Consider the following 22,943-nt stretch of genomic DNA (forward strand, 5'->3'; position numbering starts at 1 on the left):
CGACCCCACCTGCTGAAGGAGAACCCCATGCCTGACATCACCCCCGTCACCGACGCCGACTTCGACGAGAAGGTCCTCAAGGCCGACGGCCCCGTGCTCGTCGACTTCTGGGCCAGCTGGTGCGGCCCGTGCCGCCAGCTCGCCCCGATCCTCGAGGAGATCGCCGCCGAGAAGGGCGAGGCGCTCACCATCGTCAAGATGGACGCCGACGCGAACCCCGTCACCCCGTCGCAGTACCGGGTCACCGGCCTGCCGACGATGAACCTCTACTACAAGGGCGAGGTCGTGAAGTCGATCGTCGGCGTCCGCCCCAAGTCGGCCATCCTCGGCGAGCTGTCCGAGTACGCCTGACCCGTAGGCGCCTGTGCGCCTGACGTCACGAAGCCCCGGTGCACCGCGCCGGGGCTTCGTCGTTCCTCGAGGACGCGTGGGCCCGTACCTGGTGGGCGCTGGGCTGGGTCTCGCGTGGTGCTGCGTCTCTGCGGGTGGGTCTTCGCGTGCTGCTGCGCCGCTGTGACTGCGAGTGAGGGTGGTCTCCGAAAGGGCCTCGACCGGAGCAGCGGTCTCGTGCCGGCTGGGTCTGCGGGGCGCGGCCAGGGGCCCGTGCGGGCAGAGGTCCTCCCTTCGTGCGGAACGGTCCACGACGAAGAAGAATCACTGCCCACCCCCGCCCACCGGGACGCAGGATTCTGCCTTTGTGCGCAGAAGATCGAACGGTGCTGCGTTCGCGACGGGATCTCGTAGCGAACGCAGCATCCTTTGCTCCCTCACGCGCGAACGCAGAACGTTGCGTCACCCAGGCCGCGCTCCGCGAGCCCGCCCGAGCCTGCACCCCGCCGCCGGTCGAGGCCCCTCCGAGCGCGGGTCGAGGAGGAGCCACAGCGACGCAGCCGCAACTGAGAGCCCACCCCAGCGCCGTAGCGACTGGCGACGACGAACGCTGATCATCGAGTCAACGAAACGCTAAAACGATTTGTCGATTTGTCGATTTGTATGCTCTCTGATCTGCTGATCAGTGGTTCCGCGGCGGGTCCATCATGGCCACGATGCGCTCGAGGTCGTCGACCGTCGCGAACTCCACGGTGATCTTGCCCTTGGACTTGCCGAGGTCGACCTTCACCCGGGTGTCGTAGCGCTCGGACAGGCGCGAGGCCAGGTCGGCGAGGCGCGGTGCCGTCACCGTGCGGCCCTGCGTGCGCGAGCGTGACGTGGCCTGGTCCTCGGAGTCGCCGAACTTCACGATCTCCTCGAGCGCACGCACCGAGATGCCCTCGGCAACCACCCGGGCGGCCAGCCGGTCCTGCACCTCGGGGTTGCCCACCGAGAGCAGCGCACGAGCATGACCCGCCGAGAGCACACCGGCCGCCACGCGACGCTGGACCGCGGGCGGCAGCTTCATCAGACGCAGCGTGTTGGTGACCTGGGGACGTGAGCGACCGATCCGGTCGGCCAGCTCCTCCTGGGTGCAGCCGAAGTCCTCGAGGAGCTGCTGGTACGCGGCGGCCTCCTCCAACGGGTTCAGCTGCGAGCGGTGCAGGTTCTCCAGCAACGCGTCGCGCAGGAGGTCCTCGTCGGTCGTGTCCCGCACGATGGCGCCGATGGTGTCGAGGCCGGCGAGGCGGCTCGCCCTCCACCGGCGCTCGCCCATGATCAGCTCGAACGAGCCCGGGGACACCTCCCGCACGACCACGGGCTGGAGCAGGCCGACCTCCTTGATGGAGTGCACGAGCTCGGACATGTCTTGCTCGTCGAAGACCTGACGCGGCTGGCGGGGGTTCGCCACGATGGAGTCCAGGGGCAGCTCGGCGAACCGCGCCCCCGCGACCTCCTTCAGGCCCGACGCCTCTGCCTCAGCGGGGGTCGAGGGAATCAGCGACTCCAGACCTCGTCCGAGTCCACGGCGTGGTGCCATCATGCATCCCCTTCGCTGGTGTGCGCGGCCTGCGCGATCTCGCGGGCCGCCTCGAGGTACGACAACGCCCCGGACGAGCCGGGATCGTAGGTGAGGACCGTCTGCTGGTAGCTGGGCGCCTCGGAGATGCGCACCGAGCGCGGGATCGCCGTGGCCAGCACCTTCGGGCCGAAGTGCTCGCGCACCTGCTCGGCGACGCCGGCCGACAGGCGGGTGCGGGCGTCGTACATGGTCAGCAGGATGGTCGAGATCTCCAGCCGCTGGTTCAGGTGGGCGCGCACGAGCTCGATGTTGCGCACCAGCTGACCCAGACCCTCGAGCGCGTAGTACTCGCACTGGATCGGGATGAGCACCTCGCGTGCCGCCACCAGGGCGTTCACCGTGAGCAGACCCAGGGACGGCGGGCAGTCGATGATCACGTAGTCGATGCGGTCCCCCGCGCGCTCACGCTCCTCGAGATGGGTCTCGAGAGCCCGCTTCAGCCGCGTCTCGCGCGCCACGAGCGAGACGAGCTCGATCTCGGCGCCGGCGAGGTCGATGGTGGCCGGCAGGACGGTCAGTCCCTCGAGCTGGGGTGCGCGCTGCACCAGGTCGCTCATCGGCACGTCCTCCACGAGGGCCTCGTAGACCCCCGGTGTGCCCTCGCTGTGCGGGATGTCGAGAGCGGTCGAGGCGTTGCCCTGCGGATCGAGGTCGACCACGAGGATGCGCAGACCCTTCTGCGCCAGCGCCGCGGCCACGTTCACCGCGGTGGTCGTCTTGCCGACGCCACCCTTCTGGTTCGCGACGACGAAGACGCGGGTCGACGACGGGCGCGGCAGCTGACTCGTGCTGCGCGCCCGGCGCGCCAGGTCCACGTGGTCCTGGGCCTCACGGGCCAGAGGTGTCGAGTCGTCAGGCATCGGCGTCGCTGCGGCCGTCTCGGCTGCCGTGGTGGCGTAGCTCGATGCCGGGCTGGCCTGCTCAGAGATGCCGCGCAGGGGGTGTGTTTCACGTGAAACGCCGCCGAGGCCGCTTTCACCGTCATGGGCGTTCACTTCGTCACCTCCACCACCGTCGTCGGGACCTCGACCTCACCGTACGTCCGGATCAGCGTATCGGTGGCACCGAGGCGTCCGAGGGTGCGCTTCGCACTCTCCAGCTCATCGGGCGCCGACTGCCCCTTCAGTGCCAGAAGCACCCCTCCCGGCTTCACCAGGGGCATGCACCACTTCGCCAGCTTCTCCAGAGCGGCCACGGCGCGCGCGGTCACGACGTCGAAGGTCTCGTCGACGTCCTCCGCACGCGAGCGCACCACCCTCACGTTCGTCAGGTCGAGCTCCGCCACGACCTCGTCCAGGAAGGTCGTGCGACGCAGCAGCGGCTCGACCAGCGTGACCTGCAGGTCGGGTCGGCCGATGGCCCACACGAGACCCGGCAGCCCGGCGCCGGAGCCGACGTCGGCCACGGTGGCTCCCTGGGGGAGGCGAGGCAGCACGACGCCGCTGTTCACGAGGTGGCGGTCCCAGAGACGGGGCACCTCGCGGGGTCCGATCATCCCCCGCTCGACACCGTCGGACGCGAGGATGCCGGCGTACCGGGAGACCAACGGCAGCTGGTCATGGAACACCCCCGCAGCCACGGGCGGCGGCGGGGGTGTTTCACGTGAAACAGTCATCCGGAGATCAGTCGTCCGATGCTGGCAGGACCACGACGTGGCGCGAACGATCGGCGCCCTCGGACTCGCTGACCAGGCCGGCTGCCGCAACGGCGTCGTGGACGACCTTGCGCTCGAACGGGCTCATCGGGTCGAGAGCGACGCTCGGCTCGCCGGCGCGGACCCGCTCGATGGCACCGGCAGCCACGGACTCCAGAGCGGTACGACGCTGCGAGCGGAAACCGCCGATGTCGAGCATGAGTCGGCTGCGCTCGCCGGTCTCGCGGTACACCGCGAGACGCGTCAGCTCCTGCAGGGCCTCCAACACCTCGCCGTCACGGCCGACCAGCTGGTCCAGGTCGCCACCGACGATCGAGACCGACGCGCGGTCGTTCTCCACGTCCATGTCGATGTCGCCGTCCAGGTCCGCGATGTCCAGCAGCTCCTCCAGGAAGTCCGCAGCGATGTCGCCCTCGGCCTCGAGCTTGTCTGCATCCGTCATGCGCCGGTCACTTCCTCTTCTTCTTGTTCGGGCTGGGTCGCGATCCCGACACACGCTGGTTGCGGGTCTGCTTCTTGGGCTGGTTGCGCGTCACGCCGGGGTGCGGCTTCTCCAGCTCCTTCAGAGGATCCTCGGCCACGTTCTTGCCATGCTTCACGTCGCGCTCCTGCTTGGCCTTGAAGGCCGGGGTGCCAGGAGCGGGGTTGTTGCGGATGACGTAGAACTGCTGGCCCATGGTCCAGAAGTTCGACGTGGTCCAGTAGATGAGCACACCCACGGGGAACGCCACACCACCGATCGCGAAGACGAACGGCAGAACGTAGAGCAGCATCTTCTGCTGCTGGGCGTACGGGCCGGACAGAGCGTCGGGCGGCATGTTCTTGCTCATCAGCTGGCGCTGCGTCAGGAACTGCGTGGCGCACATCGTGATCACCATGACGATGGCGATGATGCGCGTCTCGACGTGCGTGGCGTTCACGAGCGTGTCGGCGATGCGCCCGCCGAGGAAGATCGCGTCCTGCAGCTGCTCGGCGAGCTTCTCGGTCATGAAGCCGCGGGCGCCCTCGGCACCGTTCTTCGCCGCCTGGTCGATCACCCGGAACAGGGCGAAGAAGACCGGCATCTGCAGCAGGAGCGGGAGGCACGAGGCGAACGGGTTGGTGTTGTGCTCCTTCCAGAGCTTCATCTGCTCCTGGGCGAGACGCTCCCGGTCGTGCCCGTACTTCTTCTGCAGCTCCTTGATGTGCGGCTGCAGCAGCTGCATGTTGCGGCTGCTCTTGATCTGCTTGACGAAGAGCGGGATCAGCAGGGCGCGGATCGTCACGGTGAGGCCGACGATCGCGAGTGCCCACGACCAGCCACCGGCGGGGTCGAGCCCGATCCGGGTGAACAGCTCGTGCCAGACCAGCAGGATGCCGGACACCGCGTAGTACAGCGGCGTCATGATGGCCGAGCCGATCGAGCCTAGGAAGTCGAACATGGTTCTCCAGGGGTGGGGGTGGTCGCCGTCGTGACGGCGAGAGAATCAGGGGTGCCCGACCCACGGTGCGGGGGGACCGGGTCGACGCCGCCGGCGGCCCACGGGTGGCAGCGTCCGACTCGACGTGCCGCCATCCAGGAACCGCGCAGCGCACCGTGCGTCTCGACGGCCTCGAGAGCATAGGCCGAGCAGGTCGGGTAGTACCGGCACACTTGGCCGTACAACGGGCTGATCGCGAAACGATACGCCTTCAGCAGGGCCACCAGCACGGTCCTCATCGACCGGCTCCGGCCGGCATCCGCTGCTCGGCCTTGCGCACGACCGTGGTCAGCGCGAGGTCGAGATCGGTACCGAGCCGCACGCTGTCGGCACGGGCCGACGCCGGCAGGGCACGCACGACCAGCTTGGAGCCCTGCGGCACCGACGCCGGCGTGCCACCGACCAGGTGAGGCGCCACCAGATGGCGCAGTCGACGCTTCACCCGGTTGCGCACCACGGCGGGACCGACGGCCTTGGACACGACGAAACCGACGGAGGTGTCTCCGTCGGTTCCGATCGAGAGATGCGCGACGAGGGTCGGCGTCGAGGCCTTCGCCCCGCGACGGACGGCGACCTTGAAGTCACCTGCCTCACGCATGCGGTGGGCCCGTCGGAGCACGGCTCAGGCAGACAGCTTCGCGCGGCCCTTGCGGCGGCGGTTGGCCAGGATGGAGCGCCCCGCGCGGGTGCGCATGCGGAGGCGGAAGCCATGCTTCTTGGCGCGACGGCGGTTGTTCGGCTGGTACGTACGCTTGCTCACGAGAATCAGGTCCTTCGACGTTTCGGGCCGGGGATCGACGGCCACCGCTCGCCCGCGGTGAGGATCTCGATCCGTGGGCATGCGGCAACGGTCGTGTTGCACGACTGCTCCACGGTACGGGGGCGCCGGACGACGGTCAAACTGACCCCATAGGGCACTACGCTGACGCTGGTCCAACCGACACGCCGCACGATCCACACGAATGTTCCGAAGTCGCTTGATCGAGCCTTGGCCGCGCTGCTAGCGTCGCCCGTCTGCGACTTTTCCACAGCGCGCGGCCATCGGGGAGCTGGATGCACACCGTGTGGAAAACCTTGTGGACCACACCACCATCCGGGAGAGATGCATGACCGAGGGCTCAGAGCCGAGCAATGAGGTCGGCGACCTCGCTGCCGCGTGGGAGCAGGCGGTGTCCACGCTCTCGATGGGCGCCAAGGTCTGGGTCTACAACGCCGAGCCGATCAGCCGGCACCCCGGGATCTTCATCGTCGGCGTGCCCGACGACCTGAGCCGGGCGCAGCTGGAGTCGCGGGTGCGGCCCGCTCTGGAGCACGCCCTCTCGGCAGAGCTCGGCGAGCAGGTCCGCCTCGTCGTCACGATCGAGCCGGCCCTGGGCGAGAAGTCGTCGGCTGCCACGGCACAGCCCGACGAGCAGCGAGCTCCCGTCGAGAGAAGTCCACAAGACGACAAGTCGACATATCCACTGACGTTGGTCAACCAGGCCCCTGACGAGGATGTCGAGGAGATCGACGCCGACGAGTTCAAGCCCAGCTGGGCCCAGGAGCCCGACCCCCACCAGCGACGCACGAGCGTCCACGAGGCACGACTCAACGCGCGCTACCTCTTCGAGAACTTCGTCATCGGCTCGTCCAACCGCTTCGCCCACGCCGCCGCCGTCGCCGCGGCCGAGGCGCCCGGCAAGGCCTACAACCCGCTCGTCATCCACGGTGACTCCGGCCTCGGCAAGACCCACCTGCTGCACGCCATCGGTCACTACGTCCTGAACCTCTACCCCTCCTCGCGCGTGCGCTACGTCAACAGCGAGGAGTTCACCAACGACGTGATCAACGCGATCCGCGAGAACCGCACGTCGGCGCTGCGCCAGAAGTACCGCGAGATCGACGTCCTCCTGGTCGACGACATCCAGTTCCTGGAGAACAAGGAGTCGACGCAGACCGAGTTCTTCCACACGTTCAACGCGCTGCACAACGCCAACAAGCAGATCGTCATGACGTCGGACCGCCCGCCCAAGAACCTGCGCACGCTCGAGGAGCGGCTGCGCAACCGGTTCGAGTGGGGCCTGCAGACCGAGATGCTGCCGCCGGACCTCGAGACGCGGATCGCGATCCTGCGCAAGAAGGCGGCCATCGAGAAGCTCACCGCCCCGGCCGACGTGCTGGAGTTCATCGCCAGCAAGGTCCAGACGAACATCCGCGAGCTCGAGGGCGCCCTCATCCGCGCCACGGCCTTCGCCAACCTGCAGGGCACCACGGTCGACCTCCAGCTGGCGCAGATCGTGCTCAAGGACCTGGTCGCCGAAGGTGAGGAGCCCGAGATCACCTCGGGCGTGATCCTCGCCCAGACCGCGGCCTACTCGGAGTTCTCCATCGAGGAGCTGTGCGGCACGAACCGCAGCCGCGACCTCGTGCTCGCCCGTCAGATCGCGATGTACCTGTGCCGCGAGCTCACCGACATGTCACTGCCCAAGATCGGCGCCGACTTCGGCGGCCGCGACCACACCACCGTGATGCACGCCGATCGCAAGATCCGCAAGCTCATGGCCGAGAAGCACGCCGTCTACAACCAGGTCACGGAGCTGACGAACCGCATCAAGCAGCAGGCTCGCCAGAACTGACCTGGTCGCCCCTCCACGGCCGCCGCCCCCACGGGCGTCGGTCTCGTCGTGCTGCGCCCGCATCGTTCATGCACACCTGGGGACGACTCTGTGGGAAAGTCTCGACTCGAGGTGGACACACACGACGTCCGTGTGAACGAGATGTGAACGGCGCCACGCGCTGCACAGGGCACCGGGGGCCGTCCACGGACCACGCACAGGCCTGTCCACCGGCTCGCAGACGATCTGACCTGCACGAACGGCAGTTGTCCACCGAATCCACACCGGCTACGACGACGACGAGAGAGTTACATGTCCGGATGCTCCGCAAGAGTGTCCTGCGGGGTGGGATGTGGACGACCGACCCGACGGCCGAACCCGTGCTCTCCCGACCTACCTGTCCCACCGCGTCCGTGGCAAGATGCAGTCCTAGTCTCTTCATGCCCGAAAGGCCTCGATCCTTGAGATTCCGCATCGATCGCGACACGTTCGCCGACGCCGTGGCGTGGACCGCGCGCAGCCTGCCCACCCGGCCGAGCGTGCCGGTCCTCGCCGGCCTGCTCGTGGAGACGTCCGGCGACGGCCTCACGCTGTCGGGCTTCGACTACGAGACCTCCACGCGAGCGACCCTGCCCGCCGAGGTCGCCGACGACGGGCGTGCGCTGGTCTCGGGGCGTCTGCTCGCCGAGATCGTGAAGTCGCTGCCGGCCAAGCCGATCGACGTCAGCCTCGACGGCACCAAGGTCCAGGTCTCCTGCGGCAGTGCCCGGTTCAGCCTGTCGACGATGCCGGTCGAGGAGTACCCGCAGCTGCCCCAGATGCCCAGCTCGTCCGGGACGATCAAGGCCGACGAGTTCGCCACCGCGGTCGCTCAGGCCAGTGCGGCGGCCGGCCGCGACGAGATGCTGCCGCTGCTGACCGGCGTTCGGCTCGAGATCGACGGCTCCACCATCTCGCTGATGGCGACCGACCGGTTCCGCGCGAGCCTGCGCGAGATGCAGTGGTTCCCCGAGGCGGGCGACGCCTCCGGCCACGCCCTGGTGCCGGCCCGCGTGCTCGGCGAGACCGCGCGGTCACTGGTGTCGGGCTCCGACATCACGATCGCGATCTCCTCGGGCGAGGCCGGCGACGGCCTCATCGGCTTCGAGGGCACCGTGGGCAACGGCACCCGCCGCACCACCACCCGCCTGCTCGAGGGTGACTTCCCGCGGGTGCGTCAGCTCTTCCAGGCGCAGGCCGAGACGGTCGCGTACGTACGCACGTCCGACCTGGTCGACGCCGTCAAGCGCGTGTCGCTGGTCGCCGAGCGCAACACCCCGGTCCGGCTCACCTTCTCCGAGGGCCAGGTGCTCCTCGAGGCAGGCAGCGGCGACGAGGCGCAGGCGTCGGAGTCGATCGAGGCCACCATCGACGGTGCCGACATCTCGATCGGGTTCAACCCCGGCTACCTGCTCGAGGGGCTCGGCGTCATGTCGGAGCCGGTCGTGCACCTCGCGTTCACCCAGCACACCAAGCCCGCCGCCATCTCGGGCGTCCGCGAGATCGGCGACTCACCCGACGGCGCCTTCCGCTACCTGATCATGCCGGTGCGTCTGCAGGGCTGACCTGCGCCACCACCTCGCACACCACGACTCCTGGGAGGGAGATCCATGCACCTCGGACTCGTCGGACTCGGCAAGATGGGCGGCAACATGCGGTCCCGGCTGCGCGACGGTGGTGTCACCGTCACGGGCTACGACCGCAACCCCGACGTCACCGACGTCGACTCGCTGGAGGCGCTCGTCGCCGAGCTCCCCTCGCCCAAGGTCGTCTGGGTGATGGTGCCCTCGGGCGAGATCACCCGCGCCACGGTCGAGGAGCTCATCGGGCTGCTCGGCGAGGGCGACGTCATCGTCGACGGCGGCAACTCCCGCTGGACCGACGACGAGAAGCACGCGGCCCTGGCCGCCGAGAAGGGCATCGGCTACGTCGACTGCGGCGTGAGCGGCGGCGTGTGGGGCCTGGAGAACGGCTACGCGCTCATGGCCGGTGGCGACGCGCACGACATCGCGAAGGTGCAGCCCGCGTTCGACGTGCTCAAGCCCGAGGGTGAGTCCGGCTTCGTCCACGCGGGAAGCGTCGGCGCGGGGCACTTCTCCAAGATGGTCCACAACGGCATCGAGTACGCCATGATGCAGGCCTACGCCGAGGGCTTCGAGCTGCTCGAGAAGGCCGAGCTGGTCGACAACGTCACCGACGTCTTCGACTCGTGGCGCGTGGGCACCGTGGTCCGTTCGTGGCTGCTCGACCTCCTGGTCAAGGCCCTGCAGGACGACCCCGGCCTGTCGAAGATCCGCGGCTACGCCGAGGACTCCGGTGAGGGACGGTGGACCGTCGAGGCGGCCATCGACCACGCGGTCCCGGCACCCACGATCGCGGCGTCGCTCTTCGCGCGGTTCGTGTCGCGCCAGGACGAGTCGCCGGCCATGCAGGCCGTCGCGGCCATGCGTCAGCAGTTCGGTGGTCACGCCGTGCAGGCTGCGTCCGAGGCCGGTCACGACCCGGCCGACATGGACGCACGCCCCTCCTGACGCATGCACGTCGCCCGTCTCTCGCTGCACGACTTCCGGTCCTACCCCGAGGTCGAGATCGTTCTGGAGCCGGGACCCACCGCGTTCATCGGGGCGAACGGCCAGGGCAAGACCAACCTCGTCGAGGCCGTGGACTACCTCTCGCGGCTCGACTCGCACCGGGTCTCGTCGGACACGCCCCTGGTGCGGGCCGGCACGGACCGCGCCGTGGTCCGGGCCGAGGTCGTGCGGGGTGATCGGACCGCGCTGCTGGAGCTGGAGATCACGCCGGGTCGGGCCAACCGGGCCCGGGTCAACCGCGCCGCACTGCCGCGCACCCGCGACCTGGTCGGCGTGCTGCGCACGGTGACCTTCTCCCCCGAGGACCTGGCGCTCGTCAAGGGCGACCCGTCGGACCGGCGCCGGTTCCTCGACGGACTGCTCGTGCTGCGCACCCCGCGGCTCGCCGGCGTGAAGGCCGACTACGAGCGGGTCCTGCGTCAGCGCAACGCGCTGCTGAAGTCCGCCCGCAGTGGACGGTTCTCGAATCGACAAGTCGACATGTCGACTCTTGATATCTGGGACGACAAGCTGGCGACCCTGGGTGGTGAGCTGGTGGCCGCGCGCATCGCGCTGCTGCACGACCTGGCACCGTTCCTCGTCGACTCGTACCGGACGGTGGCCACCGAGGCGGCGGCCGACCGGCGCGACGTCACCGCCCTCTACCGTGCGTCGACCCCGGCCGACGACGAGTCGCCCGCCGGGGTCCGGGAGGCGTTGCTCGCCGGCATCGAGGAGCGTCGACGCGACGAGCTCGACCGAGCGGTCACGCTCGTCGGTCCGCACCGCGACGAGGTGGAGCTGGCCATCGGCACCCTGCCCGCCAAGGGCTACGCCAGCCATGGCGAGTCGTGGTCGCTCGCCCTGGCCCTGCGGCTCGCGTCGTTCACGCTCCTGCGCGACGACGACGGCGACGACCCCGTGCTGATCCTCGACGACGTCTTCGCCGAGCTGGACCAGGGTCGGCGCGAGCAGCTCGCCGAGCTGGTCGGCGACGCCGAGCAGGTGCTCGTGACCGCGGCCGTGGCCGAGGACGTTCCCAAGGCGCTCGCCGGGCAGCGGTTCGACGTCCACGGCGGACAGGTCACCGGAGCATGACGTGAGCGGTCCGGACGACGACGCCCCCGGTGACGACACCTCCGGCGAGGACGCACCCGACAGGGCCACCCTAGGCTCGGACGGTCCTGCCGACCACGCCCCCACGGACCCGCCCGATCGGCCGGACACCGGGGCGGTCGAGCCGGACCCGCTCGGCCTGGCGCGCGAGATCGCCGACTCCTACCGCGGCACGGGCGCACCGGTTCGACCACGGCGGCGTCGGGTCCACGGCTCCACCCCGGCTCGGCGCAAGGGTCGCGAGGACCCGTCGTCGGTGGCCGACGCCCTGGGCGACCTGGTGCGCCAGCAGGGCTGGGACGGACGTCTCTCGGCTCAACGCGTCTTCACCGACTGGGCCTCGATCGTCGGTCCGGAGATCGCCACGCACTCGGCCGTCGACGGGTACGCCGACGGCATCGTGCACGTGAAGACGGACTCCACGGCTTGGGCCACCCAGCTGCGTCTGCTCGCCCCGCGCCTCGTGGCACGCCTGAACGAGGAGCTCGGCGACGGCTCGGTCCTGCGCATCGAGGTGCGCGGTCCCCAGGCCCCGTCGTGGAAGCGTGGCCTCCGCTCGGTCAAGGGTCGCGGCCCGCGCGACACCTACGGGTGAGGTCACCGACCTCCGCTGGCCAGCCCCTACGACGTCGGCGTGACCCGGTTGGCCGCGGCGACGCCGAGGCCGAGGGCCACACCCAGGGCGCCGAGCACGAGCGCGGCGTCGGTGAAGCCGTCCCACCCGTACGACGGGCGCACACCGATGGCGACGAGTGCGACGATCGCACCGATCGATCCGACGAGGGCGAGCAGCCAGGTGCCGGGGACCCGTTCGTGGTCGCTGCCCAGCAGCACGGAGACGGCGGCCGTCCACGCGGTGGTGACCAGCACGGCGCCCACGACGTCGGACGGACGGTGCCAGCCGGCGACCACGGTCGAGGCTCCGGTCAGGGCGACGGCGAACGCGCCGACGGGGACCACGAGCGGGCGCATCCACCGCGGGGAGACCAGGCACAGCGCTCCGACGCCCGAGGCGATGACGGTGGTGTGGCCGCTCGGGAAGCTGTTGGACGCCACGACGCCGTCGACGAGGTCGGCACGCTGGAGCAGCACGTGCTTGAGCACCTGCGTCGTGACGTTCGCCCCGGCGATGATCGTCAGGGCCCCCACCGCCAGGGGAACCCGTCCACGCGACAGCGCCAGCGCAACGCAGACGATCGACACGATCCCGATGGCACCGATCGAGACGTAGCCGAGCACGCTCAGCACCTGCAGCTGGGTCTCGCGCCCGGCGACCACGGTGTTCATGGCGCGCTCGTCGAGGCGCTGGCCGAGCGGCGTCAGCAGGACGAACCAGACGAGGACGCCCCCGAGGGCCACGGCGGCGACCGCCGTGAGAGCGGCCGGACCCCGCACCGCGGAGCCGCGGACCGGACGCTGCGGCGTCGGTACCGTGGTCGGGTCGGGTTCGGTGAGCGCCATGGCTCAACGATGACGCATGGCTGCAACCTCCGTCGAACGACGCCAGAGTGGCCGCAGACGCTCGAACAGGACCGGCGGGCGATCGGGCCATGGGTGACCACCCTGCGCGAGGCTCCCAGGCATGCTCTGTGGCCTCCCAGTGGCATCTGAGCGGGAAAAGTCCGCGGCTGACACTGGGGACAGTGCGCTGGGAGCCACAGAATCGCCCGTATACTGATTCGGTGACCACAACTCCAGACGACGCCGTGACTCCCGAGAACTCAGCGCCGACGAACGAGGACATCGTGACCGATGGCACCGTGACGGACGAGGGTGGAGCTGCTGACGGCGGAACCGCCCTGCAGCGCGGCGGCCCGGTGGCCGGCTCCTACGACGCCAGCAACATCCAGGTGCTCGAGGGCCTCGAGGCGGTCCGCAAGCGCCCCGGCATGTACATCGGCTCCACCGGTGAGCGCGGCCTGCACCACCTGGTCTACGAGGTCGTCGACAACTCCGTCGACGAGGCCCTGGCCGGTCACGCCTCCCACATCGAGGTCACGCTGCAGGCCGACGGCGGCGTCAAGGTCGTCGACGACGGTCGTGGCATCCCGGTCGACATCCACCCCACCGAGGGCATCCCCGCGGTCACGCTCGTGCTCACGTCGCTGCACGCCGGCGGCAAGTTCGGCGGCGGCGGCTACAAGGTGTCCGGCGGTCTGCACGGTGTCGGCATCTCCGTGGTCAACGCGCTGAGCACGACCATGCACACGGTGGTCAAGCGCGACGGCTTCGTCTGGCGGCAGACGTTCGACAACGGCGTGCCCACGGCCGAGCTCGAGAAGGGCGAGGCCACCGACGAGACGGGCACGGCGCAGACCTTCTACGCGAACGCCGAGATCTTCGACTCCGTCGAGTACAGCTTCGACACCCTCAAGACGCGGTTCCGCGAGATGGCCTTCCTCAACAAGGGCCTCGAGATCCGGCTGCGCGACGACCGCGACGCAGCCGTCGAGGCCGCCGCCGACGACTCGGTCGTCGACGAGATCGAGCGCGAGGTGCAGTTCCGCTACGACCGCGGACTCGTCGACTACGTCGAGCACATCAACGTCGGCAGCAAGTCGCCGATCCATCGCGAGGTCATCTCCATCGAGGCCGAGGACGAGGCCAAGGGCCTGTCGCTGGAGATCGCGATGCAGTGGAACGACTCCTTCACCGAGTCGGTGCACACCTTCGCCAACACGATCAACACCCACGAGGGCGGCACGCACGAGGAGGGGTTCCGGGCAGCGCTGACCACCACGGTCAACAAGTTCGCCACCGCGCAGGGCCTCATCAAGAAGGCCAGCGACAACCTCTCGGGCGAGGACATCCGCGAGGGCCTCACCGCGATCGTCTCCATCAAGCTGGAGGAGCCGCAGTTCGAGGGCCAGACCAAGACCAAGCTGGGCAACAGCGAGGCCCGCTCCTACGTGCAGTCGGTCGTCAACGACTACATCGGCGCCTGGTTCGAGCAGAACCCCGCCGAGGGCAAGGTCATCGTGCGCAAGTCGATCGACGCCGCCACGGCACGTCTCGCCGCGCGCAAGGCGCGCGACCTCGCCCGCAACCGCAAGGGCCTCATGGGCGGCGGTGGTCTGCCGGGCAAGCTGGCCGACTGCCAGTCGCGCAACCCCGAGGAGTGCGAGATCTTCATCGTCGAGGGCAACTCGGCCGGCGGTTCGGCCAAGGGTGGTCGCGACCCGTACGCGCAGGCGATCCTCCCGCTGCGCGGCAAGATCCTCAACGTCGAGAAGGCCCGGATCGACAAGATCCTGCAAAACGCCGAGGTCCAGGCGATCATCAGCGCGCTCGGCACCGGCGTCCACGACGACTTCGACATGGCCAAGCTGAGGTACCACAAGATCGTGCTGATGGCCGACGCCGACGTCGACGGCCAGCACATCTCCACCCTGCTGCTCACGCTGCTGTTCCGGTTCATGAAGCCGCTCATCGACGGCGGCCACGTGTACCTGGCACAGCCGCCGCTGTACAGGATCAAGTGGACGAACTCGCCCCACGAGCTGGCCTACACCGACAGCGAGCGAGACGGTCTGCTCGCGGCCGGCGCCGAGGCGGGCAAGCGTCTGCCCAAGGAGGCCCCGGTGCAGCGCTACAAGGGTCTGGGCGAGATGAACGACTCCGAGCTGTGGGACACCACGATGGACCCGGCGCAGCGCGTGCTGCGCCAGGTGACGCTCGAGGACGGTGCCATGGCCGACGAGATGTTCACGATCCTCATGGGCGAGGACGTGGAGCAGCGTCGTTCCTTCATCCAGCGCAACGCCAAGGACGTCCGCTTCCTCGACATCTAGGCCGGCCGCCAGCGTGGCCCCAGCCCCTCACCGTGACCTCTCCGAAATGAGCACCGACCGATGACGCAGACCCCTCCCGAGCACGACCGCACCGAGCCCGTCGAGCTGCAGGTCGAGATGCAGCGCTCCTACATCGACTACGCCATGAGCGTGATCGTGTCGCGCGCGCTGCCCGACGTGCGCGACGGCCTCAAGCCCGTGCACCGTCGCGTGCTCTACGCGATGTACGACGGCGGCTACCGCCCGGACCGCGGGTTCTCCAAGTGCTCGCGCATCGTCGGTGACGTGATGGGTCAGTACCACCCGCACGGCGACACGGCGATCTACGACACCCTCGTGCGCCTCGCGCAGCACTGGGTCATGCGTGCGCCGATGATCTCGGGCCAGGGCAACTTCGGCTCGCCAGGCAACGACGGCGCCGCGGCCATGCGGTACACCGAGTGCAAGCTCGCGCCCATCGCCATGGAGATGGTGCGCGACATCGACAAGAACACCGTCGACTTCCGGCCCAACTACGACGGCCGCTCCCAGGAGCCCACGGTCCTGCCGGCCCGGTTCCCGAACCTGCTCGTCAACGGCTCGGCCGGCATCGCCGTCGGCATGGCCACCAACATCCCGCCGCACAACCTGCGCGAGGTCGCCGACGGCGCCCAGTGGGCGCTGGCCCACCCCGAGGCCGGTCGCGAGGAGCTCCTCGAGGCGCTCATGGAGCGGATCAAGGGTCCGGACTTCCCCACCCACGGCCTCATCGTCGGCACCCAGGGCATCGACACGATGTACCGCACGGGTCGCGGATCGATCACGATGCGCGGAATCGTCGACATCGAGGAGGACGTCAAGGGCGGCCTGAGCCTGGTCATCAAGGAGCTGCCGTACCAGGTCAACCCCGACAACCTCGCCGAGAAGATCGCCGACCTCGCCCTCACGGGCCGGGTGCAGGGCATCGCCGACGTCAACGACGAGTCGTCCTCGCGCGTCGGCCGTCGCCTGGTGGTCAAGCTCCGCCGCGACGCGGTCGCCCGCGTGGTGCTCAACAACCTCTACAAGCACACCGAGCTGCAGTCGAACTTCAGCGCCAACATGCTGGCGATCGTCGACGACGTGCCCCGCACGCTCACCCTCGACGGCTTCATCACGCACTGGATCAGCCACCAGATCGAGGTCATCCAGCGACGCACCCAGTACCTGCTCGACGACGCCGAGGCGCGCGCCCACATCCTGCGCGGCCTGGTCAAGGCGCTCGACGCACTCGACGACGTCATCGCGCTCATCCGTCGCAGCCCCACCGTCGAGGAGGCCCGCGACGGCCTGATCGGGCTGCTCGACATCGACGAGCTGCAGGCCCGCGCCATCCTCGAGATGCAGCTGCGGCGCCTGGCGGCCCTCGAGCGGCAGAAGATCATCGACGACCTCGCCGCGCTCGAGCGCGAGATCGCCGACTACAAGGACATCCTCGCCAAGCCGGAGCGCCAGCGGACCATCGTGTCCGAGGAGCTGGCCGAGATCGCCGACAAGTACGGCGACGACCGCCGGTCGCCCATCGTGGCCGCAGACGGCGACCTCTCGATGGAGGACCTCATCCCCGACGAGGACGTCGTCGTCACGATCACGCGCGGCGGCTACGCCAAGCGCACCCGCACCGACCTGTACCGGGTGCAGGGTCGCGGCGGCAAGGGCGTGCGCGGGGCCCAGCTGCGCGACGGCGACTTCGTCGAGCACCTGTTCCCGACCACGGCGCACCACTGGATCCTGTTCTTCACCACGGCGGGCCGCGTGTACCGCACCAAGGCCTACCAGCTGCCCGAGGCCGGACGTGACGCCAAGGGCGGGCACGTGGCCGGTCTGCTGAGCTTCCAGCCCGACGAGGAGATCGCGCAGGTGCTGGCGATCCGCGACTACGAGCAGGCGCCGTACCTGGTGCTCGCGACGCGCAAGGGCCTGGTCAAGAAGACCCGCCTGGCCGACTACAACAGCCCGCGCCAGGCCGGCGTCATCGCGATCAACTTCCGCGACGACGACGACGCGCTCATCGGTGCCGACGTGGCCGGCCCCGACGACGACCTGCTGCTGATCAGCAAGAAGGCCCAGGCCATCCGCTTCCGGGCCGACGACGACCAGCTGCGCCCCATGGGTCGCGCCACGTCGGGCGTCACGGGCATGAAGTTCCGCGGCGACGACGCTCTGCTGTCGATGACGGTCATCCGTCACGAGCACGCCGACGTCGCCGTCGAGGACGTGCCCGAGGAGGACCGGCTCTACGTCTTCACCGTCACCGACGGTGGCTACGCCAAGAAGACGTCGATCGACGAGTACCGCCTGCAGGGCCGCGGTGGTCTGGGCATCAAGGCCATGCAGATCACCGAGAACCGTGGTGAGCTGGTCGGCGGCCTCGTGCTCAAGGACACCGACGACGTCATCTCGGTGACGGCCAGCGGCCAGGTCACGCGCAGCCAGGTGGCCGGGGTCCCGGCCAAGGGTCGCGGCACGATGGGCGTGACGTTCGTGAAGTTCAAGGGCTCCGACCAGGTGGTCACGATCGCCCGCAACACCGATCTGAGCGGCGCGGCGGAGCCCGACGCAGATGCCGAGGCGGCTGCTCCCGGTACGGTGGAATCCGTGACGCCCGAGGCCGACGCCGCTGGGCCCGACACGACCGACGAGGGGCAGGACGAGTGAGCGATCCGCAGAAGCCTGAGGACCGGGCTCCGCGCCCGGGCGCCGGCGACGCCGCGCGCACCCAGCAGATCCCCCGACTCGGTCGCGACGGCAAGCCCGTCCGCTCGCAGAAGACGGTGGCCGACGCGCTGAGAGAGGCGCGCCAGTCCCCGGAGGAGTCGACCAGGAACGAGTCCAACGGCACGTCCCGCCGACCGGCGGGCCCGGCACGTCCGGCCGCGAGCGGTCGGCCGTCGTCCTCGAGCTCGTCGGAGAGCAGCGCCGCGAAGCCTGCACCGAGGACGCCCGCGGCGAAGTCGACCGAGAAGCCCACCGACAAGGCCGCGCCGCGCGACAAGGCCGCACCCGGCGCACCGCGATCGAGTGCTGCGTCGGCGGCCACGAAGCGCGCCGAGGCCAAGAAGGCCGCCGAGGCCAAGAAGACCTCGCAGTCGCCGAGGACCCCGGAGTCCACGCCGGCGAAGTCTCCTGCTTCGGGCTCGTCCACCACGACGTCGTCCAGCTCGTCCCGTTCATCGACGCCGACGGCGGGCGACTACGCCCGCACCACGCGCCAGAGCCCGGACTCCACCGCCGTCATCCCGGCGGTCAAGGACGATGCTCCCGCAGCGACCAACCCTGCTCCGGCCGCCTCCGCCGCGTCCACGTCGGGTCGCCAGGCCCGTCTTCGGCTCACGCACGTCGAGCCGTGGTCGGTCACCCGTCTGGCCTTCGTCGTGTCGGTCGCGCTGATGATCGTCTCGGTCGTCGCGGTCACGATCTTCTGGGTCGTGCTCGACCTCACGGGCATCTGGGACCAGCTGAACGGCACGGTCACCAACGTGCTGTCCGACAGCGAGGGCAGCTTCGACCTCACCGACTACCTGGGCCTCGGCCGACTCGTGGGCCTGACACTGGTGTTCAGCGCCATCAACGTGGTGCTCATGACGGCGATCGCCACGGTCGCCGCCCACCTGTACAACCTCGCCGCCCAGCTCCTCGGCGGCATCGAGGTCACCTTCACCGACAGCTGATCTGCCTGTCGCCCCCATCGGTGGATCGTCAACCGCAGCCACGCGTCTGCGGTTGACGATCCACCGATGGTGGGGAACGACGGTGCCGCTGACCCGATTGGTCCGGCACGAGGGCGGTGGGGTAGAGTTCATCGCTGTTGCGGGCCCATAGCTCAGCTCGGTTAGAGCGCTTCCCTGATAAGGAAGAGGTCGCTGGTTCAAGTCCAGCTGGGCCCACCACCGGACGCACGAGGAGGACACGATGAAGAAGCTTCTCGCCCTCGTCCTCGCGGCGCTCGGGGTGCTGTGGGTCCGGTCCCGTCGTGACGACGGAGCCGCGACCACGCGCACCACCTGGGAGCAGGCGACCGACCCGGTCTGATCCCGTGAGGGGCTGTGGCGCAATTGGTAGCGCACCTGCTTTGCAAGCAGGGGGTTAGGGGTTCGAGTCCCCTCAGCTCCACCCTGGTCGCCATGCATCGCTGCGGAGGTGGACCGCCCCACCACCCCTGACATCCGTCACGGTCAGGTCGTGACGTGCGGACGGGGCACGGCGGTCGGCGCCGGACGATGCTCGGAGCATGAACCAGACCAGCACCGTCTCCCAGCAGGGGACGCCCGGGCACGACGCCCGGCCCGACGCGGTCCACCTCGAGCAGGTGCGCCGCTCGTTCGGCGACGTCGAGGCCGTCCGCGGCATCGACCTGACCGTCCGGCCCGGCGAGGTCGTCGCCTTCCTCGGCCCGAACGGGGCCGGCAAGACCACCACGATCGACATGATCCTCGGCCTCAGCAGGCCCACGTCCGGCTCGGTCCAGGTCCTGGGCCGGGACCCGCGCGACGCCGTCGCCAACGGGCTGGTGGCCGCCGTCATGCAGAGCGGTGGGCTGCTGAAGGACCTCACCGTCGTCGAGACCGTCCGGTACGTGAAGAGTCTCTTCACCCACACCCGTCCGGTCGACGACGTGCTCGAGCGAGCTGGGATCGCCGATCTCGCCGATCGCACGGTCGGCCTCTGCTCCGGCGGCGAGCAGCAGCGCCTGCGGTTCGCGCTGGCGCTCCTGAGCGACCCCGAGCTGCTGCTGCTCGACGAGCCGACCACCGGCATGGACGTGGAGGGCCGCCGCGCCTTCTGGAGCGCGATCCGTGACGACGCCCGCCAGGGCCGGACCGTCATGTTCGCCACGCACTACCTCGAGGAGGCCGACGCCTACGCCGACCGGATCGTGCTCGTGAGCCGCGGCCGGATCGTCGCCGACGGCACCGCCGCACAGGTCAAGGCACGGGCAGCCGGCCGCACCGTGCGCGCCACCTGCTCCGGTCTCGACGACGCCGCGGTCGCGCAGATCACCGCGCTCGCCGGTGTCGAGGGCGTCGACGTACGCGGCGAGACGCTCATGGTCCACGGGACCGACACCGACGCCGTGGCGCGACACCTGCTCACCCGCACCGACGCGCACGACCTCGAGATCGTCGCGCGCGGCCTGGAGGACGCGTTCGTCGCCCTCACCGCCGATCCCACGGGCGAGCCCCTCGCCACCTCGTCCGACAGGAGCCTCGCATGAGCACCGTCCCCGCCACCCTCGACCAGCGTCGCGTCCCGCGCCTCGGCGGCTTCAACCGCACGTTGTTCGGCCTCGAGCTGCGCAGGATGCTGCGCAACAAGCGCACCCTCTTCTTCACGCTGCTGTTCCCGCCGGCCCTGCTCTTCGCCTTCGGCAACGGCAGCGACATGAACGAGAGCGTGGGCCACGGCAACGTCTCGGCGTACGTCATGGTCTCGATGGCGCTGTACGGCGCGGCCATCACGACGGCCGTGGCCGGCTCGTCGGTCGCCCTCGAGCGCGCGGTGGGCTGGTCGCGCCAGCTGCGCCTGACTCCGCTGCACCCCATGGCCTACATCGCCACGAAGGCGCTCTGCGCGCTCGCGCTGGGTGCGCTCGCGGTCGGCGCGGTCAACGTGGCCGGCATCGCCCAGGGCAACGCCGACATGCCGGTCGTCCGATGGGTGGCCTGCGCGGTCCTCGCCCTGCTGTGCTCGTCGGTGTTCGCCGCGCTGGGTCTGTTCGTCGGCTACGTGGTCCCGGGCGAGAACGCGATGCAGGTCCTCGGCCCCGGCCTGGCCGTGCTGGCCTTCCTCGGCAACGTCTTCATCCCGATCTCCGAGGGGTCCGTCATGTGGCACGTGGCGTCCCTGACCCCGATGTTCGGGGTGGCCGAGATCAGCCGTGCCCCGCTGACCGGTGAGCTGCCCTGGTACGCCGTCGTCAACGCCCTCGTCTGGGTCAGCGTCTTCGTCGCCGGCGCGGCGTGGCGCATGAGCAAGGACACGGGACGCGTGTGAGTCGTACGCTGCCCGACGTGAGCACCACCGAGACCCGGCAGTCCTCCCCAGGACGCCTGGGTCCGTGGTTCGCGCTGGTGTGGTTGTTCTTCCTGGGCGACCCGCTGCTCGCCGCGTGGGACCGACGCGACGAGCTGGCAGGCGTGCTCGGGCTGGTCGTCACCGTCGCCTTCGCCGCGTTGTACATGCTCACGTGGGTGCGGGTGCGGCGTGAGCGCTGGCTGACCCGCGGTTCGTCGGAGGGCGTCGGACGGTCGGCCCTCGTCCTGTTCGCGGGGCTGGTCGTGCTCGCCGGTCTCGACATCGCGCTGCTCGGCGAGGTCGGCCTCACCTGCGTGGTCTACGTCGCCATCTCCTCCGTCGTGCTCTTCCCCGGACGGATCGCCCTCGGCGTCGTCCTGGTCTGCGTCGTCGGGTCCCTCGGCCTGGGTGCCGTCGAGGACTGGGGCAGCCAGGCCGGCGTCGCGTTCGGCACCCTGGCCGGCTCGGTGGCCATCTTCGGCCTGCGGGCCCTGCTCGCCCGCAACGCCGACCTGCTCGTCGCGCAGCAGGAGAACGCCGAGCTGGCGGTGGAGAACGAGCGCAGCCGCTTCGCCCGCGACCTGCACGACATCCTCGGCCACTCGCTCACCGTGATCACCGTGAAGGCCGAGCTGGCCCGACGTCTGCTCGAGTCCGGCGACGCGGACGATCGCGACCGGGCCCGGGCCGAGGTGGCCGACCTGGAACGGCTCGGCCGCGACGCCCTGGCGGACGTGCGCCGCGCCGTGGAGGGGTACCGCGAGATCACGCTGCCCGGCGAGATCTCCCGCGCCCGCGAGGCGCTCCGGGCCGCCGGTGTCGAGGCAGACCTGCCCGGCACGGTCGACGAGGTGCCGGGCGACCTGCGCGACCTCTTCGCCTGGACCGTGCGCGAAGGGGTCACCAACGTGGTGCGTCACGCCGACGCCCGCGCGTGCGTGGTCACGGTGGACGCCACCTCGGTCGAGGTGCGCGACGACGGCCAGGGACTCCGGTCCGCGTCTCCCGGCGACGGCCACGGGCTCGCCGGCCTGCGCGAGCGCGCCGCAGAGGCCGGGGCCGCCGTGGTGCTGCGCGACCTCGAGCCCGGGCTCAGCCTGCGTGTGGTCTCGGGAGGCGAGTGATGATCAGGATCCTGCTGGCCGACGACCAGGCCCTCGTGCGCGGAGCCCTCGCGGCGCTGCTCGACCTCGAGAAGGACCTGGAGGTCGTCGCGCAGGTCGGCTCGGGTGCCGACGTGCTGGCCGCCGTCCGCGATCACGCCCCCGACGTCGCTCTCCTCGACATCGAGATGCCGGGACTCGACGGCATCGAGGCCACCCGCGGCGTCGTCGCCGAGACCGCGACGCGGGTGCTGGTGGTCACGACCTTCGGACGGCCGGGCTACCTGCGCCGGGCGCTGCAGGCCGGCGCGTCCGGGTTCGTCGTGAAGGACGTCCCCGCGACGCAGCTGGCCGACGCCGTGCGCCGTGTGCACGCCGGGCTGCGGGTCGTGGACCCGACGCTGGCCGCCAACAGCCTGGTCAGCGGGGACTCACCCCTCACCGAGCGCGAGACGGAGGTGCTGAGAGAGGCGAGCGACGGCGCCAGTGTGGCGGCGATCGCCTCGCGCCTGCACCTCTCGCAGGGCACGGTGCGCAACCACCTGTCCGCGGCGATCGGCAAGACCGGGGCCGCCAACCGCGCCGAGGCGGTGCGCGAGGCGGAGCGGCAGGGTTGGCTCTGACGGCCC

General features: G+C 70.0%; 23 protein-coding genes and 2 tRNA genes. 16 read left to right on the plus strand and 9 right to left on the minus strand.

Translation table 11 applies throughout. The features are described 5' to 3' along the window. Nucleotides 1-27 precede the first annotated feature (27 nt). Nucleotides 28-351, plus strand: coding sequence for a thioredoxin (gene trxA / locus NBW76_RS02270; protein WP_055966076.1), 324 nt, complete (start codon nucleotides 28-30; stop codon nucleotides 349-351). Between the two features lie 661 nt (nucleotides 352-1,012). Here the strand turns inward: trxA and NBW76_RS02275 are convergent. The 8 genes from NBW76_RS02275 to rpmH all read right to left on the minus strand — a co-directional run bounded on the left by NBW76_RS02275 (nucleotide 1,013) and on the right by rpmH (nucleotide 5,828). Then, a complete protein-coding gene (locus tag NBW76_RS02275) occupies nucleotides 1,013-1,915 on the minus strand; it encodes a ParB/RepB/Spo0J family partition protein (protein ID WP_055962427.1) in 903 nt (300 codons plus the stop codon). Then, a complete protein-coding gene (locus tag NBW76_RS02280; protein WP_055962430.1) occupies nucleotides 1,912-2,814 on the minus strand; it encodes a ParA family protein in 903 nt (300 codons plus the stop codon). Before NBW76_RS02280 ends, NBW76_RS02275 begins: the two co-directional genes overlap by 4 nt. 131 nt (nucleotides 2,815-2,945) lie before the next feature. Beyond that, nucleotides 2,946-3,521: a 16S rRNA (guanine(527)-N(7))-methyltransferase RsmG gene (rsmG, locus tag NBW76_RS02285; RefSeq protein ID WP_235493076.1), complete on the minus strand. Its 576-nt coding sequence runs from the start codon at nucleotides 3,519-3,521 to the stop codon at nucleotides 2,946-2,948. Between the two features lie 55 nt (nucleotides 3,522-3,576). Further along, a complete protein-coding gene (locus tag NBW76_RS02290) occupies nucleotides 3,577-4,050 on the minus strand; it encodes a R3H domain-containing nucleic acid-binding protein (protein ID WP_055962437.1) in 474 nt (157 codons plus the stop codon). Between the two features lie 7 nt (nucleotides 4,051-4,057). Continuing rightward, nucleotides 4,058-5,029 carry a membrane protein insertase YidC gene (gene yidC / locus NBW76_RS02295; RefSeq protein ID WP_055962440.1) on the minus strand — a complete coding sequence of 324 codons (972 nt, stop codon included), beginning with the start codon at nucleotides 5,027-5,029 and terminating at the stop codon, nucleotides 4,058-4,060. Continuing rightward, nucleotides 5,014-5,307, minus strand: a complete 294-nt coding sequence (yidD, locus tag NBW76_RS02300) for a membrane protein insertion efficiency factor YidD (protein ID WP_082482071.1) — start codon at nucleotides 5,305-5,307, stop codon at nucleotides 5,014-5,016. Before yidD ends, yidC begins: the two co-directional genes overlap by 16 nt. Next, the gene (gene rnpA, locus NBW76_RS02305; RefSeq protein WP_082480388.1) at nucleotides 5,304-5,687 is read right to left on the minus strand and encodes a ribonuclease P protein component; all 384 of its coding nucleotides are present in this window, start codon (nucleotides 5,685-5,687) and stop codon (nucleotides 5,304-5,306) included. The genes yidD and rnpA overlap by 4 nt, the downstream gene beginning before the upstream one ends. A gap of 3 nt (nucleotides 5,688-5,690) precedes the next feature. Further along, entirely contained in the window at nucleotides 5,691-5,828 is a 138-nt protein-coding gene (gene rpmH, locus NBW76_RS02310) for a 50S ribosomal protein L34 (protein WP_055962443.1), read from the minus strand. A 346-nt stretch (nucleotides 5,829-6,174) separates the two neighbouring features. Here rpmH and dnaA point away from each other — a divergent pair, with 346 nt between their 5' ends. The 5 genes from dnaA (at nucleotide 6,175) to NBW76_RS02335 (ending at nucleotide 11,982) form a co-directional block, all read left to right on the plus strand. Continuing rightward, the gene (gene dnaA, locus NBW76_RS02315) at nucleotides 6,175-7,683 is read left to right on the plus strand and encodes a chromosomal replication initiator protein DnaA (protein ID WP_056556868.1); all 1,509 of its coding nucleotides are present in this window, start codon (nucleotides 6,175-6,177) and stop codon (nucleotides 7,681-7,683) included. A gap of 440 nt (nucleotides 7,684-8,123) precedes the next feature. Then, on the plus strand, nucleotides 8,124-9,266 hold the full coding sequence (gene dnaN, locus NBW76_RS02320; protein WP_055962449.1) for a DNA polymerase III subunit beta: 1,143 nt from the start codon (nucleotides 8,124-8,126) through the stop codon (nucleotides 9,264-9,266). A gap of 45 nt (nucleotides 9,267-9,311) precedes the next feature. Then, a complete protein-coding gene (gene gnd, locus NBW76_RS02325; RefSeq protein WP_055962451.1) occupies nucleotides 9,312-10,232 on the plus strand; it encodes a phosphogluconate dehydrogenase (NAD(+)-dependent, decarboxylating) in 921 nt (306 codons plus the stop codon). 3 nt (nucleotides 10,233-10,235) lie between these two features. After that, entirely contained in the window at nucleotides 10,236-11,369 is a 1,134-nt protein-coding gene (recF, locus tag NBW76_RS02330; RefSeq protein ID WP_055962455.1) for a DNA replication/repair protein RecF, read from the plus strand. A gap of 1 nt (nucleotide 11,370) precedes the next feature. Then, a complete protein-coding gene (locus NBW76_RS02335) occupies nucleotides 11,371-11,982 on the plus strand; it encodes a DUF721 domain-containing protein (RefSeq protein WP_082482070.1) in 612 nt (203 codons plus the stop codon). A 26-nt stretch (nucleotides 11,983-12,008) separates the two neighbouring features. Here NBW76_RS02335 and NBW76_RS02340 read toward each other — a convergent pair whose 3' ends face one another. Then, the gene (locus NBW76_RS02340; protein WP_055962458.1) at nucleotides 12,009-12,848 is read right to left on the minus strand and encodes a phosphatase PAP2 family protein; all 840 of its coding nucleotides are present in this window, start codon (nucleotides 12,846-12,848) and stop codon (nucleotides 12,009-12,011) included. A gap of 245 nt (nucleotides 12,849-13,093) precedes the next feature. On the opposite strand from NBW76_RS02340, the gene gyrB reads away from it, so the two are divergent. The 10 genes from gyrB to NBW76_RS02390 all read left to right on the plus strand — a co-directional run bounded on the left by gyrB (nucleotide 13,094) and on the right by NBW76_RS02390 (nucleotide 22,937). Continuing rightward, the gene (gyrB, locus tag NBW76_RS02345) at nucleotides 13,094-15,178 is read left to right on the plus strand and encodes a DNA topoisomerase (ATP-hydrolyzing) subunit B (RefSeq protein WP_369797002.1); all 2,085 of its coding nucleotides are present in this window, start codon (nucleotides 13,094-13,096) and stop codon (nucleotides 15,176-15,178) included. A gap of 60 nt (nucleotides 15,179-15,238) precedes the next feature. Then, nucleotides 15,239-17,854 carry a DNA gyrase subunit A gene (gyrA, locus tag NBW76_RS02350; RefSeq protein ID WP_056556865.1) on the plus strand — a complete coding sequence of 872 codons (2,616 nt, stop codon included), beginning with the start codon at nucleotides 15,239-15,241 and terminating at the stop codon, nucleotides 17,852-17,854. Further along, nucleotides 17,851-18,867 carry a DUF3566 domain-containing protein gene (locus NBW76_RS02355; RefSeq protein WP_235493075.1) on the plus strand — a complete coding sequence of 339 codons (1,017 nt, stop codon included), beginning with the start codon at nucleotides 17,851-17,853 and terminating at the stop codon, nucleotides 18,865-18,867. Before gyrA ends, NBW76_RS02355 begins: the two co-directional genes overlap by 4 nt. A gap of 141 nt (nucleotides 18,868-19,008) precedes the next feature. Further along, nucleotides 19,009-19,086 (plus strand) — tRNA-Ile (locus tag NBW76_RS02360). Nucleotides 19,087-19,108: 22 nt separating this feature from the next. Further along, nucleotides 19,109-19,228: a DLW-39 family protein gene (locus NBW76_RS02365; RefSeq protein ID WP_235493074.1), complete on the plus strand. Its 120-nt coding sequence runs from the start codon at nucleotides 19,109-19,111 to the stop codon at nucleotides 19,226-19,228. 8 nt (nucleotides 19,229-19,236) lie between these two features. Next, nucleotides 19,237-19,309 (plus strand) — tRNA-Ala (locus tag NBW76_RS02370). A gap of 118 nt (nucleotides 19,310-19,427) precedes the next feature. Then, nucleotides 19,428-20,411 carry an ABC transporter ATP-binding protein gene (locus NBW76_RS02375; protein ID WP_056556862.1) on the plus strand — a complete coding sequence of 328 codons (984 nt, stop codon included), beginning with the start codon at nucleotides 19,428-19,430 and terminating at the stop codon, nucleotides 20,409-20,411. Next, nucleotides 20,408-21,190 (plus strand): ABC transporter permease, encoded by a 783-nt coding sequence (locus NBW76_RS02380; protein ID WP_056556860.1) that lies wholly within the window; start codon nucleotides 20,408-20,410, stop codon nucleotides 21,188-21,190. Before NBW76_RS02375 ends, NBW76_RS02380 begins: the two co-directional genes overlap by 4 nt. A 17-nt stretch (nucleotides 21,191-21,207) precedes the next feature. Then, nucleotides 21,208-22,335, plus strand: a complete 1,128-nt coding sequence (locus NBW76_RS02385) for a sensor histidine kinase (RefSeq protein WP_164468784.1) — start codon at nucleotides 21,208-21,210, stop codon at nucleotides 22,333-22,335. Beyond that, nucleotides 22,335-22,937 carry a response regulator transcription factor gene (locus tag NBW76_RS02390; RefSeq protein WP_056556857.1) on the plus strand — a complete coding sequence of 201 codons (603 nt, stop codon included), beginning with the start codon at nucleotides 22,335-22,337 and terminating at the stop codon, nucleotides 22,935-22,937. Before NBW76_RS02385 ends, NBW76_RS02390 begins: the two co-directional genes overlap by 1 nt. The last annotated feature ends 6 nt before the right edge of the window (nucleotides 22,938-22,943 follow it).

This window comes from Aeromicrobium sp. Leaf245, from assembly GCF_942548115.1.
Classification (GTDB): Bacteria; Actinomycetota; Actinomycetes; order Propionibacteriales; family Nocardioidaceae; genus Aeromicrobium.